This window comes from Gemmatimonadota bacterium, from assembly GCA_016209965.1.
Taxonomy (GTDB): Bacteria; Gemmatimonadota; Gemmatimonadetes; order Longimicrobiales; family RSA9; genus JACQVE01.
In genome coordinates this window covers 1-13,221 of sequence record JACQVE010000028.1, presented here as the reverse complement: position 1 = coordinate 13,221, position 13,221 = coordinate 1, and the positions used below count along the sequence as shown (strand labels likewise).

Sequence of the window (13,221 nt, the reverse complement as noted above, 5' to 3'; positions counted from 1 at the left end):
TTCATAACTGGCGATGGCGCCGCCGAAGCCGACTCGGGCTCCACGGCGCTGCTGGGGTTCGATCTGATGATCGGGCTGCCGCTGGCCGGGGGCGCGGAGCTGGGGGTGGGGATGCAGGTGGCCAGAACGGTGCCGCGCGCGATCTGGGGCACGGAGGTCAGCGAATTCGGGCGGACGGAAGTCTTCTTTGATGCCACCTTCCTGAACTTTGTGCTCGCCTACCGGCAGGCGCTCGGCCCCCGAGTGCTCCTGACCCTCGAGCCCGGGCTGGACATCGTGCTCATGAACGGCCGCTACGCGGCGTTCGGCAATGTCAACGTCATCGAGTACTCGGCCGGCGGAGTCGGTGGGCACGGGGCGCTGGGATTGACGTTCATGCTGGGCAGCGATGTGGGGATCATGGCTCGCGGCGGCTACCGCTACGTTCGCGCTCCCGCCACCTTCAAGGACGAGGACAGCTCGACGGGCTTCAGCCAGACGCTATGCTGCGGCGATGATGGCGACGATCCGCTCGAGGTGGACTGGAGTGGGCCATACGCCAACTTCGGCATCGTCTGGTCGCTGCGGCGGCGCTAGTGCACACACGCGATGACATTTCGGGGACTCGGTCCGAGCTTCAGAAGATCTGGCGGAACTCGCGGGCGCGGGGCGCCCGAGCTTACCGGGGTCGGACGGGCTCCCTGCCCCGTTCGCTCTTCCTCGGGTCAAGCTCCGTGCCAAGGCTGGCCGGCGGCGGCAGCGCCGGCTCGGCCGCTGGCTCGCCGGACGTAGCTCGTGATGCGCGGCCGGGAGCCGCCCCCGCCGCGCGTCCCGCCGTCTCGAGCAGCGGCAGCAGCTCCATGGGGATGGGGAAGAGGGTGGTCGAATTGTTCTCGGCAGCGATCTCGACCACGGTCTGCAGGTAGCGAAGCTGCAGGGCGCCGGGAGCACTGCTGATGACGTTGGCCGCCTCGGCCAGCTTGCCGGCGGCCTGGAACTCACCTGCCGCGGCGATCACCTTGGCGCGCCGCTCGCGCTCGGCCTCCGCCTGCCGCGCCATGGCCCGCTTCATCTCCTGGGGCAGGTCAATATCCTTCACTTCGACAGCGGTCACCTCGATCCCCCAGGGGTCCGTGCCCTCGTCAATGATCTGGCGCAGGATCTGATTGAAATGCTCGCGCTCCGCCAGGAGCTGATCCAGCTCGGCCTGGCCGATCACGCTGCGTAGCGTGGTCTGCGCGAGCTGGCTGGTTGCGAAGAGGTAGTCCTCGATCTCGCAGATCGCCTTGACCGGCTGGCCGACGCGGAAGTAGAGAACAGCGTTCACCTTGACCGATACGTTGTCCCGCGTGATCACATCCTGCGGCGGGATGTCCAGCGCGACAATGCGCAGGGAGACCTTGACCATGCGGTCTATGCCCAGCGGGACGAGGAAAATGAGGCCCGGCCCTTTGCCGCCGATCAGGCGGCCCAGGCGGAAGATGACGCCGCGCTCGTACTCCCGAAGCACACGCAATGACGTCCACAACATGATGATGGAGGCTAGGCCGACGGGGATCAGGATTTCGATCATGAGAGGGCCTCGACAATGACGGCCGCGCCTTGACCGCCGCCGATGCAGGCGGTGCCCAGGCCGTAGCGCCCGCCACGGCGGCGCAGCTCGTGGAGCAAGTGTACGGTGATGCGGGCGCCGGAGGCGGCCAGCGGGTGGGTCATGGCAATGGCGCCGCCGTTCACATTGGTCTTCTCGGGGTCCAGGCCCAGCTCGCGGGCCACCGCGGCGAACTGCGGCGCGAACGCCTCGTTCACCTCGACCAGGTCCATGTCCTCGAGGGCCAGCCCAGCCTTGGCCAGGGCCTTGCGGCTGGCAGGCGCCGGGCCAAGGCCCATGATGTCCGGCTCGACGCCGGCCACGCCCCAGGCGACCAGTCGGCCGAGCGGGGGCACGCCGGTCTGCGCCGCCCAGGCGGCGTCCGCGATCACGGCGGCTGCGGCGCCGTCACCAATGCCGCTGGCGTTGCCGGCGGTGACCAGTCCGTCCTCGCGGAAATACGGCTTGAGCGCGGCCAGCCCCTCGAGCGTGGTATCCGGACGCAGGTGCTCGTCCGTGCGGAACAGGACCTCGGCCTTACGCGTGCGGACGGGGACGGCCACGACCTCCGCATCGAAGCGGCCCTCCGCCCAGGCCTGCCTGGCCCGCATCTGCGAGCGGTACGCGACCTCATCCGCCTCCTCACGCGTGACGCCGTAGCGCTCGGCGAGGCGCTCGGCCGTCTGGGCCATGGAGAGACGGCACTGAGTGTCCGTCAGCGCGGCCCAGAGCAAGTCCTCGAGGAACCCACCCGCCTCGCCCAGCCGCAGCTCGCCCCAGCGCGCGCCCCGCAGCACGTGCGGCGCCTGGCTCATGGACTCGGCGCCGCCACAAAGGCAGACCTGCGCCTCGCCCAGCAGGATCTCCTGCGCCCCGCTGATGATGGCCTGGAAGCCGGAGCCGCACAGCCGGTTGAGCGTCAGCGCGGGGACCGGCACGGGCACGCCGGCGCGCAGCCCCACGTGGCGGGCCAGGTAGATGGCGTCGGAAGAGGTCTGCAGCGCGTTGCCGAAGATGACGTGGTCTATGGCGTCGCCGGAGATGCCGGCGCTCTCGATAGCGGCGCGAGCGGCGATGACGCCCAGTTCGGTAGCGGAAAGGCCCTTGAGCGTGCCGCCAAAGGAGCCGAAGCCGGTGCGGCGGCCGGAGAGGAAGACCACGTCTCGGTTGTGACCCTGGGTCCCCATGGGCGCTCCTTTACCGGACGAGTTTCGCGCCGGCTGCTACACGCGGTGCGGGGGATGGGTCCGCCGGCCAACCACTAGCGCGGCGGCGTGTCGTTCTGCTGCCAGGCTTGCGTGAGCGCTTCGCAGATGAAGTCCCCCACCTCCGGCGTGGTCAGGGTGCCGCCCAGGTCCGGAGTCGTGAGGTGCAGCCGGATCGAGCGGCGAACCGCCTCCTGGATGTGGTGGGCTTCGCGGCTGAGGCCCAGCTCGTCCAACAGCAGCGCGGCGCTGAGGATCGCGGCCATAGGATTGGCCCGGCCGGTGCCGGCGAGATCGGGAGCCGAGCCGTGGACCGGCTCGAACAGGCCGGCGCGTCCCGGGTGCAGGTTGGCCGAGGGCGCGAGGCCGAGTCCGCCGGCCAGCGCGGCGGCCAGGTCGCTGAGGATGTCGCCGAACAGGTTGCACGTCACGATGACGTCGTACTTCGCGGGGTGGAGGACGAGGTCCAGGGCGAGCGCGTCGATGTACATGGCGTGGCGCTCGATCCCGGGGAACTCGGCACCCACCTCGGCAAACACGCGGCGCCACAGCTCGCCCGCGTAGCGCATGGCGTTGGCCTTGTCCGCGAGGGTGACGCGGCCGCGGCCGGCGGCGCGGGCGTACTGGAAGGCTGCGCGGATGATGCGTTCCACGCCGCGGCGCGTGTTCACGTCCTCCTCGATCGCGATCTCGTCTGGCGTGCCGCGGCGGAGCTGCCCACCGGCGCCGCTGTACAGGCCTTCGGTGTTCTCGCGGAAGATGACGACATCGAGTTCTTCCGCCGCCACGCCCTTGAGCGGCGAGAGCGCGGCATCGAAGAGTTGGACCGGCCGGAAGTTGACGTACAGGTCCAACCGCGTGCGCAGCCCCAGGAGGATGGCACGCGCATGGGCGTGGTCCGGAACCCGGGGATCGCCCAGCGCCCCGAGCAGGATGGCGTCGTAATCCCGGGCGAGCACCAGCATCTCGTCCTCACTCACGGCCACACCGCTGCGCAAATAGCGTTCGGCGCCGAGATCCCAGTCATCGAGGCGGAGCTCGAGACCGGCCAGCCCGGCGATGCAGCGGAGAACCTTCACGGCTTCCTGCGTCACCTCGACGCCGATGCCATCCCCCGGGATGACGGCGATCCTTGACATGGCCGCGAGTATACTGGTGTGCGTCGCGGCGCCGCCAGGGTGAGGGACCGTGCGGTGCACCCCTCTGCGGGCGGCGGGCCGGGTGCGGCGACGCTAGGCGGCGCGGCGCTCGCCGCCCTTTTCTCTGCTGCCAAAATATGCAAATTGCCGGCCCACAATGGACCGGGGAAAATGCGCAGGGTTGTGCGACGCCCGGCAGTGGGCGGCGGGAAAGATTCAGTCGGAAACCAGGAGCAGACCCAGAGCGCCGTGCGTCAGGCAGGCGAACGGGTAGGCGCCGGCCGGCGCGTCATCCAGGCTTACCACCCAGGCGGCGCCGGCCGAGATCAGCGGCGGGCCGCGGAGCTGCCCTGTCCGCTCGAGGAACGCGCGCAGCGGCGGGGCGAGGCGGCCGGCATCGAAGACCACGGCGTGGGGCTGGGCGTCGGCGGCGGTGAAACGCACGACGTCGCCGGCCCGGGCGCGGACGGTCTCGGGGCGCATTTCTGCGCCGCCGGGATCGGCATGGAGCATCACCTGGTGCAGCGTGGCGCCGGGGGCGAGGCGGATCGTGTCCTCACCCAGCTCGAGCACGGCCCCGCCCGAGCGGGTCGGCGGCGGCGCATCACAGGCGCAGAAGAGAAGGGCGAAGAAGAAAACGGCGCCGGGGCGACGGAATCGGCGCCCCGGCGCCGGCACAGCCTGCGCTGCCAACTCAGGTGCCGCCGCGGCTTAACGTGTAGACGTAGGCGGCTACAGCCTTCACCTGGTCTTCGGTAAGGGAAACGCCGCCCATAGGAGGCATGGCTGCCGGGTGCTGCTTCGGCTGCGGCACTCCCGTCTTGACCAGTTTCACGACCTCGTCATAGCTGCCCGAGATGTTGAGCCATTCCTGGTCGGTCAGGTTGGGGGCAAGCTGCGTACCCCTGGCGTCCTGGCCGTGGCAGGTGAAGCAGTTGCCGCTGCCCGTGAAGAGCTGCTGGCCCTGGGTCACCATCTCCTGCGTCACGCCTTCCGGCAGCGCAATAGCGCCGGGGGCCGGCTGCTCCGGCGCCGGCGTGGCAGGAGCCTGCTCCTCGGCTACCTCGGGTGCCTCCTCCGCTCGGCACGCGGGCAGCGCCAGGGCCAGCATCCCCAGCAGGGCGAACGGTACGGCCCACTCCTTCCTGCGCATCAGCCTCCTCCTGGAATCGAGGGATCCGCACGGGCCGAACAGCCCGCCGCAAGCACGCATCCGCGGCCCAACCGGTCTGGGCCGCGCGGAAGATAGACGGGGGTGTGAACACGGTCAAGGAAAAAAACCACTAGCCCGGATTCCCACGGCAGCGCACCCGGCGCGTTAGGTCAACTCCCGACCATGGGAATCCAGGCTAGTCCGTCACGGCATGGCCGCAGGCGATGCAGTAGCGCCAGTTGACCTCGAGGATCTCGCCGCAATCGGGGCAGGGCCGTGTGCGCTGGTTGCCGCCGCAGAAAGGGCAGTAACGCACGGTCTTGGCTTTGGGCAGGCGCTCGCCACAAAAGGGACAGGAAGCCGGGGCCGGGACCGCGCGCTGCCGCGGCTGAGCGACGGGTTCGCGTGGCGGCATCGACATAGGAGCTCGTTGGGGCAGGACCGGAGAAGAGGGTTCCAGCCCGGGCTCGGCGGCCGGCGCCTGGCGTTTTCCTGCCGCCCCTGTCGCTGCAGGGGAAAGCGGCGTGACCGTGCCTCCGCGACGGACCGTGCGCTCGGGCAGGGGTGCCGCGACCGGCGGGGCGGCCTTCCTGGCGGGGGCCGCGGACGGCGGAACTGCTGCGCGGCGCGGCGCCGGGGGGGAAGGGGCGGCCCCAGCTTTGGCCGGCGCCGCGGGCGGCGCGGCTGGGGCCGGTGCTGCAGCGGCCGCGGCGGAGGCGGAGGCCGGAACAGGCTCCGCCGGGACGGCCTCCTTCCGGGGGGGTTCGGCCGGAGGAATGGTCACCCAGGCGTCGCATGCCGCGAACTGCCGGAACAGCCCGACATTGGGGTTGGGGGATCCCAGCTCACGCCGCAACTGCTGCTGCACCTCAGTCGGCTCGAGGCGCACCAGCCCGCCCTCGCCGGCCAGCAGGCGCATGACAGCGTGCTCGTAGTCTGCATTCAGTTCCACGCCCAACGTGGAGCGCACCCGGCGGTAGGGCACGAGATCCTGATAGATCTCCGCGACCGTGATCGACTGATCGAGTGCGTCCGGCCGGGTGCGACGCATGGCCTCCACCAGAGAACGGTGAAGGCGAGCCAACACGGGCTCGGTCATGAAAGTTGCGGGCTATGGATTCGGCGGCCTCGCCAAGCTGGACTGTGGCGCGGCGGCGGGACCGGTGGGGTTAGGGGCCGCGGGCCAGCGCGGCGCGAACCTCGGGCGGCGCGGCGCGGAGCAGCCGCTCGGCGGCCGGGTCGCCAAGGGCACGAAGTGCGCGGACGAGAGCGATCCAGTTGAGCTGCTCCTCGGGATCGAGATCCAGAGCGTGGCGATACTGTTTGGCTGCGGGCCGTAGCTGGCCGAGGGCCAGAAAGAGGTGGCCGAGCTCTCGATACACATCGGCGTCGCCAGAGTTCAGGCGGGCCGCCTGCTGCAAGACCTCGGCCGCCTCGTGGTGGCGCTGCTGGCGCCGGTACACTCGGCCCAGATAGAGCAGCGCGGTCACGTTCTCAGGCTCGTCTTCCAGCACTTCGCGGAAGCGCGTCTCGGCGGTCTCGAGGCGGCCCGCGCGGAAGGCGGCAATGGCTTTGTCCGTCTGCCTGTCCAGCGCCACGAGCACCACGATCGCCAGTACGACCAGGATCAGCAGCGCGACGCTGGCTGCCAGGAAGACGAAGCGTCGCCCGGCGCCCGGCGGGGGCACGGCATGCGCAGTCTCCTCAATCATGCGCGAGGCCACGGCGTGGCGAGCGGCCTCCCGCACGGGGCGCTCGGCCAGCATGTGGACCTCGGCACGGACGCGTTCGGCCACGCGCCGGGCCAGGTCGGCATCGGCCGCGCGTTGCGCGCCGCCTTCCGCGCGCTGCGCCGCCTGCTGCAGCTCGTGGAGCTGGCCCGCCAATTCCAGCGAGATCAGATCTCGCTGACGCAGCACTTCGAGCAAGCGGGCGGGGGGCAGATCTTCGATCGAGAGGGCGGTGAGGCGCAACTCGTCGGGTGTGGCAGGATCCGATCGCAGCAGCAACCGCAGGGCGCGCTGCACGGCCGCCCACGTCGCCTGCAGCGCGCGAGCCAGCTCGTCAGCGGCTTCGTAGTCTGTCAGCTTGCGAATCGCGGCCTCCGCCGCATCGAGCGGCTGGAGGACGCGAACCGGATCGGTCATCGGCTCACGGGTTCAATGCTCAACAGCCCGGCCCGCGCACTGGCTCGCAGGAACGCCTCGGGATCGTGGCTGGGGATCAAGGCACCCACCCGGCTGCGTTGCTCCGCGGCCTGCCGATGCATGAATTGTGCGAGGCTCTCGCCCGGCCGGCCGTTCGCGTCGCGGAGCTGCTTCACGATATCGAGCCAGGTGCCGGCGTAGACCCGGCCGTCGGGCAGCCGCACGCGATGCCTGGCGCCGGGCTCCCTCCGCCGCCGGCCGAGCCGCGGCGGCTCGCGGCGCGGGGCCTCGCGCGCCGCGTTCTCGAGATCCGCCAGCAGCTCGTCCAGCGGGTCGGCCTCGGCCTCCAGCTCGCGCAGCCGCGCCTCCCATTCGCCGAGGCCGGGATCGCCTGCCTCGAGGCCCAGGATGGCGCGCTTCAGCTCGAGGGTGCGCCAGACGGCGACGGCTTCCCAGTGCTCGGCCGCCGGCACGCGCTCGTACTCCTGCAGCGCAGCCCGCCAGTCGCCGCGGTCGTAGAGCAGATGCGCCAGGTAAATGCGTGCCTCGTGATGCGTGGGGTCCAACTTGAGCGCGCGGCGCAGATGCCGCCTGGCCGCCACGTCCTCGCCCAGGCGGTGCAGCGTGTAGCCGAGCGCGGCGGCGGCCTCCGGACTGGTAGGGTGGCGCAGCACGGCCTCGTCAAACAGGGCCCGCGCCTGCGAGAACAGACGTTCGCGGTACAGCGCCCGGCCCATGGACAGGAAGAGGTCCAGGTCGTCGGGCGCGGCGGCCCTCACGCGCGCGAAGAGCCGCTGGGCCTCTGGGTGGCGGCCGAAGCGAAGCAGCACCTCACCCAACCCGACCAGCCCGTCGTGGTCGTCGGCCTCGAGCAGCAGCGCCTTCTCGAACGCTTGCTTCGCCCAGACAAATTCTTCGCGTGCCAGGCGGGTGTAGCCCAGGCCCACCAGCAGCTCGACGGAATCGGGATAGAGATGGAGCCCCTCCTTGAGCGTGTGTAGCGCGCCCTCGTAGTCGCCATCATTGTACAGCCGGTGGGCGCGCTCGTCGTACTCCTCAGAGCTGAGGAACGGGGTGGCCATGCTTCAGCGCCTCCTCTCTGCCACGGAACGGGAGCCCTGCGGATCAGTGGGGTGGGAAGAGACGCCGCGGGTGCGGCTGCGCGAGCCGCGAGTGCGGCACGTTTAATGTAATAAGTCGCGCGGGCGCGGGCCAGAGGGTTCCCGGGGTTCCACCGACGCGCCGCTAAGCTCCCCAGCCTTGCCGCCGCCGCGCCCGCGCGACCATTTTATCAGTGCGCGCGCCCGGATGGAGGAAACCGGCCGCGCGGCGCACGGCAACAGGTGCCGGGAGGCATCCGTGTTTGGTTGGCTGCGAAGGCGCCGCTTGAGCGAGGAGGGCCGGCGGCGGCTGCTCATTGCCCTCGCCCGCGCCGAGGAGGCGGTAGTGGAGACGCACGTCCGCAACGCCCTGGAGGTGGTCTCGGCCATCGGGGACGAGCTGCCCCTCGATCGCGCGCTGGACGTCTACCTCGAGGCGCTGGAGCCGACGGAGCCGCGCGCCTCCATTGTAGCGCGGCGCGTGCTGGCCCGCCTCGAGTCCGGGCAGGCCGCGGCGGCACGGGTGCGCAATTCCCGCCGGCTGCGGGGCCTGCTGGGCGAGTAGCGGGAGGGGTCAGGGGGCGGCCACGGGCGGGTACACGACCTCGGACAGGTACCACTTCCAGTCCACCTCGAGGAAACGCTCGAGGCCGATGCGGATGCCCACCTGATAGAAGGTGCGGCGCAAGTGCCGTTCCCAAGCCTCACTCGCTCCGGAGGCTAGGCGCGCTGGAAGAGGTAGGCGGAGTCGCGGAGCTGGGCGCGGCCGTCCACGCTGACGGCAAAGCGGGAACCCGACCAGATAGCGGCGGCGCCGTAGTCGCCGTTCTTGTTGAGGGCGTAGAAGTTGACGTTGAAGTTGGGGCGGCCGTCGGGCCCGAGGAGTCGCTTTTCGACCGTCCAGCGTACGACGCGGTGCAACGCCTCGAGGCAGGCGTCGGTCGGGCTCATGCGCCGGCGCATGTTCTCGACGACGGTGTGCGAGCCTACCGTCTTGAGCACGGCCTCGCCGCGGCCGGTCGAGCCGCAGGCGCCCACATCATTGTCCACGTACAGTCCGGCGCCCAGGATGGGGGAATCGCCCACGCGGCCCGGGATCTTCCAGGCCAGGCCGCTGGTGGTGGTCACGCCCGAGATGTTGCCATTCCGGTCGACCGCGTTGCAGTTGATGGTGCCCCAGGGGCGCAAGCCGTCATAGGAGTCGAGCAGCGCGCGCTCGCCATCGCGGCGCGGGTCGGCCATGGCGCCGCGTCCGCCCGTGCGGAGCGGGGGCGCGCCGGCTTCCTCGGGGGAGATCCAGTCATCATCCGGCGAAAGGCTGGCCCGCCACTCGAGCCAGCGGCGGCGGGAGTCCTCCGTCAACAGATCCTCGTTGACATTGAACCCCAGCTTGCGCGCGAACTCGCGGGCGCCGGCTCCCACGAGGAGGACATGGTCCGTGTAGCGCATGACCGCGACGGCCACGCGGGAGGGCGTCTTCACGCCTTCCAGCGAGGCCACGGCGCCAGCGCCACGCGTCGGCCCGTGCATGACCGAGGCGTCAAGCTGAACGACGCCGTCTTCGTTGGGCAGGCCGCCATAGCCCACGGAGTTGTCCTGCGGATCAAGCTCCACAATGTTGACGCCCTGGACGACCGCCTCGATCGTGTCGCCCCCCGCCTGGATCGTCTGCATCGCGCGCTCGACAGCCTGGAGCCCGTTGGCACTGGCGATGACCACGGGTCTCAGCGCGCCGGCACGACTGATCGGGGCAGCAGCCAGCTCCCGGGCGAACGGAAATCGGCCGAGCGTAGCAGCGCCCAGACCGGCGCCCGCCGTGGTTCGGAGGAAGTTGCGTCGCGAGCTCATGGCATGGCTCCGGTCAGGAAACGTGCTCGAGGCCGTAGCGCCGCAGCTTCTGATAGAGAGCGGCGCGCGAGATGCCGAGTGTGCGGGCGGCGCGCGAGCGGTTGCCGGCGTGATGGGCCAGCACGCGGGCGATGTGGCGGCGCTCGAGCTCGTCCAGGGAAAGGCCGGGATCCGAATCGGGGCCAGGCGGGCCGGCCACTGACGTCAGCTCCGTGGGCAGGTGTGCGGGCAGCACTTCCTCCGCGCCAGCTCCCAGGAGCAGGACGCGTTCCAGCACGTTCCGCAGTTCGCGGATGTTGCCGGGCCAGGAGTAGCGCGTGAGCAGGTCGAGCGCCTCGGCGGAGAAGCGCCCGGGACCGCGGCCCAGGCGGCGGCGCAGGTCCAGGAGCAGCCGGCGGGCGAGCTCGGCAATGTCCTGGGGCCCGCGCTCGCGCAGCGGCGGCAGCCGCAGCGGGAGCACGGCCAGGCGGTAATACAGGTCCTCGCGGAAGCGGCCGGCGCGCACCGCGTCTTCGAGCGGGTGGTGCGTCGCGGCGATCAGCCGCACGTCCACCTCGATCTCGCGGGTGCCGCCCAGGCGGCGGAACGTCCGGCTCTCCAGCACGTTCAGCAACTTGGGCTGCAGTTCGGGCGCCAGGTCGCCGATCTCGTCCAGCAGCAGCGTGCCCGTGTGCGCGATCTCGAAGAGTCCGCGCTTCTGCGCCTTGGCATCCGTGAACGCGCCGCGCTCGTGGCCGAACAGCTCGGAATCCAGGAAGGTAGCGGTCAGCCCGCCGCAGTTCACCTCGATCAGCGGCGCACCCGCGCGCGGCGACAGGGCGTGCAGCAGCTTGGCGACCCACCCCTTCCCCGTGCCCGTCTCGCCGAGCAGCAGCACCGTGGTGTCACTGGCTGCGAGCAGCTCGATCTGCCGGACAATCTCGCGCATGACCGGGGAGCGACCGAGCGAGCCCAGCCCTGGTGCATCGCCCTCGCGCTCGGCAAGGAACCGGCTCAGCCGGCGCAACTCGACCTTCTCCAGGGCGCGCTCTGCCGCTGCCTCGAGGTGCGGCAGCTCGACGGGCTTGGTCAGGAAATTCTCCGCGCCCAGGCGCATGGCTGCGACCGCAGTAGCGATGTCGCCGTAGCCGGTCAGCATGATGACGGCGGCAGCGCTGTCGCGTTCGCGCAGCACGCGCAGCACGTCGAGGCCGGGAAGGTCGGGCAGCTCGAGGTCGAGAAGCACCAGATCGGGACGCTCGCGGTCGTACACTTCAAGGCCCGGGCGGCCGCCCTCCGCGCCACTGACCAGCCAGCCGCGACGCTCGAAGAAGCGCGCCAGCGTGGCGCGCACGTCGGCATCGTCCTCAATCAGGAGGATGGATCGGCTCATACAGCGAAGCGCCGTATCGGGGCCAGGGGCGCCCCATCAAGCGGCGTTTGCGTCCTCCGAAGACGGCGCAGTATCTTGGCTGCCGTGCGGGATCACCGGCTTGCAGAAGCGCAGGCCCAGCACACTCAGTTGCTCGAGCTCCGGCGCCGTCAGGCTGGGGTACCGCTCCGCCATGAATTGCAGCGTATCGGCCATCCACTCCCGCTGCTGCGCCTCCGTGGCGCCGATCACATCGCAGCGGTGGATATGGCTGAACAACTCGTCTCGCGCCCGGTCGAACGCGCTCCTCTCTTGCTTCCTGCGCGCCAATCCCACCTCCTGATGGGGGCCCCCACGGCTGCTCGAACGGACGCGAATTTCGTGCGACGAATCTAACCCGCGAGCCAGCGGATGCAAAGAGACGATCTGCCACTCGATCCCGTCCGGCTGGAGGTGTACCGTCACCTGTTCACCGCCCTGGCCGAAGCCATGGGTGCGGCGCTGCGGCGGGCGGCGCACTCCCCTAACATCAAGGAGCGGCGCGACTATTCCTGCGCGCTCTTCGACGGGCAGGGACGGGTGGTGGCGATGGGCGACCACATGCCCGTCCACCTGGGAGCCATGCCCCTCAGCGTGGCCGCCGTGCTTGCCGAGCTGGGCCCGCTGGCGCAGGGCGACATTGCCGTGCTCAACGATCCGTTCCGCGGCGGCACGCACCTGCCGGACATCACCGTGGTCATGCCGGTGTACTGCCGCGTCGGTAACGTACCCGTACCCGTACCCGTACCCGTACCCGATCCGGTTCCCGTTCCGGTCGCCGGGTTCCGCGCGCCGGGCAGAACTGCTCGAACTCCCCTGGCCTACCTGGCCGCGCGCGCGCACCACGCCGACGTGGGCGGCATGGCGCCGGGGTCCATGCCGCTGGCGCGGGACATCCATCAGGAGGGGCTCCGCATCCCGCCGCTGCTGCTGGTGCGCGGCGGCCAGCGGAACGAGGAGGTCTGGAAGCTGATCCTGAGCAACGTGCGCACGCCGGCGGAGCGGGAGGGCGACCTGGCCGCCCAGCTCGCGTCGCTGCACGCGGGCGAGCAGCGGCTGCTGGAGCTGGTTGCGCGGCGGGGCGTGGCGGAGGTGCGGCTGGCCATGGCCTCGCTCCTGGCCTACGCGGATCGGCTGGTCCGGGCGGGCATTGCGCGCATCCCGGCCGGCGTCTACCGAGCGGAGGACGTGCTGGACGACGACGGCTGCGGCAGCGGCCCGTTGCCCATCCGCCTGCAGCTCACTGTGGGAGAGGGCGCGCTGATCGCGGACTTCAGCGGAACGGCGGCGCAGGCGGCCGGCGGGGTGAACGCGGTCGCTGCCATCACCACCTCCTGCGTGCGCTACGCCGTGCGTTGCGTGGTCGAGGCGCTGCTGGGGCAGCCGCTGCCGGCGGGCGGCGGCGCCATGGAGGCAGTGCATCTCGTGCTCCCTGCGGGCAGCCTGGTCGCGGCGGCGCCGCCGGCCGCGGTCGCGGGCGGCAACGTGGAAACCTCTCAGCGCATCACGGACGTGGTGTTCCTGGCGCTGGCGCAGGCGCTGCCCGAGCTGATCCCCGCGCAGTCGCAGGGCACCATGAACAACATCTCGGTGGGCGGGCTGGACCCGCGCAGCGGCGCGCCCTTCGCGTTTTACGAGACGGTGGGCGGCGGCATGGGGGCGGGGCCGG

Annotated in this window: 14 protein-coding genes; 3 read left to right on the top strand and 11 right to left on the bottom strand. The window is 70.8% G+C overall.

Going from position 1 to position 13,221, the window contains the following annotated elements; genetic code table 11:
- The coding region (locus HY703_01270; GenBank protein MBI4543808.1) for a hypothetical protein at positions 1-576 on the top strand (576 nt) is incomplete at its 5' end.
- Between the two features lie 82 nt (positions 577-658).
- Here the strand turns inward: HY703_01270 and HY703_01265 are convergent.
- The 8 genes from HY703_01265 to HY703_01230 form a co-directional block, all read right to left on the bottom strand.
- Positions 659-1,552, bottom strand: coding sequence for a slipin family protein (locus HY703_01265; GenBank protein ID MBI4543807.1), 894 nt, complete (start codon positions 1,550-1,552; stop codon positions 659-661).
- Positions 1,549-2,757 (bottom strand): acetyl-CoA C-acyltransferase, encoded by a 1,209-nt coding sequence (locus tag HY703_01260; protein ID MBI4543806.1) that lies wholly within the window; start codon positions 2,755-2,757, stop codon positions 1,549-1,551. Before HY703_01260 ends, HY703_01265 begins: the two co-directional genes overlap by 4 nt.
- Before the next feature lie 74 nt (positions 2,758-2,831).
- Entirely contained in the window at positions 2,832-3,914 is a 1,083-nt protein-coding gene (locus HY703_01255) for an isocitrate/isopropylmalate dehydrogenase family protein (GenBank protein MBI4543805.1), read from the bottom strand.
- Between the two features lie 216 nt (positions 3,915-4,130).
- Positions 4,131-4,607, bottom strand: coding sequence for a hypothetical protein (locus HY703_01250; protein ID MBI4543804.1), 477 nt, complete (start codon positions 4,605-4,607; stop codon positions 4,131-4,133).
- Position 4,608: 1 nt separating this feature from the next.
- The gene (locus HY703_01245) at positions 4,609-5,067 is read right to left on the bottom strand and encodes a c-type cytochrome (protein MBI4543803.1); all 459 of its coding nucleotides are present in this window, start codon (positions 5,065-5,067) and stop codon (positions 4,609-4,611) included.
- 196 nt (positions 5,068-5,263) lie between these two features.
- Entirely contained in the window at positions 5,264-6,118 is an 855-nt protein-coding gene (locus HY703_01240) for a zinc ribbon domain-containing protein (protein MBI4543802.1), read from the bottom strand.
- Between the two features lie 118 nt (positions 6,119-6,236).
- A complete protein-coding gene (locus tag HY703_01235; GenBank protein MBI4543801.1) occupies positions 6,237-7,214 on the bottom strand; it encodes a tetratricopeptide repeat protein in 978 nt (325 codons plus the stop codon).
- Positions 7,211-8,296, bottom strand: a complete 1,086-nt coding sequence (locus HY703_01230; protein ID MBI4543800.1) for a tetratricopeptide repeat protein — start codon at positions 8,294-8,296, stop codon at positions 7,211-7,213. The genes HY703_01235 and HY703_01230 overlap by 4 nt, the downstream gene beginning before the upstream one ends.
- Positions 8,297-8,600: 304 nt before the next feature.
- Here HY703_01230 and HY703_01225 point away from each other — a divergent pair, with 304 nt between their 5' ends.
- On the top strand, positions 8,601-8,879 hold the full coding sequence (locus HY703_01225; GenBank protein MBI4543799.1) for a hypothetical protein: 279 nt from the start codon (positions 8,601-8,603) through the stop codon (positions 8,877-8,879).
- Positions 8,880-9,034: 155 nt separating this feature from the next.
- Here the strand turns inward: HY703_01225 and HY703_01220 are convergent, their stop codons facing one another.
- From HY703_01220 to HY703_01210, 3 genes are read right to left on the bottom strand one after another with little or no spacing between them, the layout of a single operon-like run.
- Positions 9,035-10,162 (bottom strand): N(4)-(beta-N-acetylglucosaminyl)-L-asparaginase, encoded by a 1,128-nt coding sequence (locus HY703_01220; protein ID MBI4543798.1) that lies wholly within the window; start codon positions 10,160-10,162, stop codon positions 9,035-9,037.
- A 13-nt stretch (positions 10,163-10,175) separates the two neighbouring features.
- Positions 10,176-11,534 carry a sigma-54-dependent Fis family transcriptional regulator gene (locus tag HY703_01215; GenBank protein MBI4543797.1) on the bottom strand — a complete coding sequence of 453 codons (1,359 nt, stop codon included), beginning with the start codon at positions 11,532-11,534 and terminating at the stop codon, positions 10,176-10,178.
- Positions 11,535-11,570: 36 nt separating this feature from the next.
- Entirely contained in the window at positions 11,571-11,843 is a 273-nt protein-coding gene (locus tag HY703_01210; GenBank protein ID MBI4543796.1) for a hypothetical protein, read from the bottom strand.
- A gap of 81 nt (positions 11,844-11,924) precedes the next feature.
- Between HY703_01210 and HY703_01205 the strand changes: the two genes are divergently transcribed.
- Positions 11,925-13,221, top strand: a 1,297-nt coding sequence (locus tag HY703_01205; protein ID MBI4543795.1) for a hydantoinase B/oxoprolinase family protein, incomplete at its 3' end; no start/stop codon positions are given.

Coding starts and splice junctions, on each gene's coding strand:
- HY703_01265 (MBI4543807.1), bottom strand. CDS start 1,552: ATGATCGAAATCCTGATCCCCGTCGGCCTAGCCTCCATCATCATGTTG.
- HY703_01260 (MBI4543806.1), bottom strand. CDS start 2,757: ATGGGGACCCAGGGTCACAACCGAGACGTGGTCTTCCTCTCCGGCCGC.
- HY703_01255 (MBI4543805.1), bottom strand. CDS start 3,914: ATGTCAAGGATCGCCGTCATCCCGGGGGATGGCATCGGCGTCGAGGTG.
- HY703_01245 (MBI4543803.1), bottom strand. CDS start 5,067: ATGCGCAGGAAGGAGTGGGCCGTACCGTTCGCCCTGCTGGGGATGCTG.
- HY703_01240 (MBI4543802.1), bottom strand. CDS start 6,118: ATGCGTCGCACCCGGCCGGACGCACTCGATCAGTCGATCACGGTCGCG.
- HY703_01235 (MBI4543801.1), bottom strand. CDS start 7,214: ATGACCGATCCGGTTCGCGTCCTCCAGCCGCTCGATGCGGCGGAGGCC.
- HY703_01230 (MBI4543800.1), bottom strand. CDS start 8,296: ATGGCCACCCCGTTCCTCAGCTCTGAGGAGTACGACGAGCGCGCCCAC.
- HY703_01220 (MBI4543798.1), bottom strand. CDS start 10,162: ATGAGCTCGCGACGCAACTTCCTCCGAACCACGGCGGGCGCCGGTCTG.
- HY703_01215 (MBI4543797.1), bottom strand. CDS start 11,534: ATGAGCCGATCCATCCTCCTGATTGAGGACGATGCCGACGTGCGCGCC.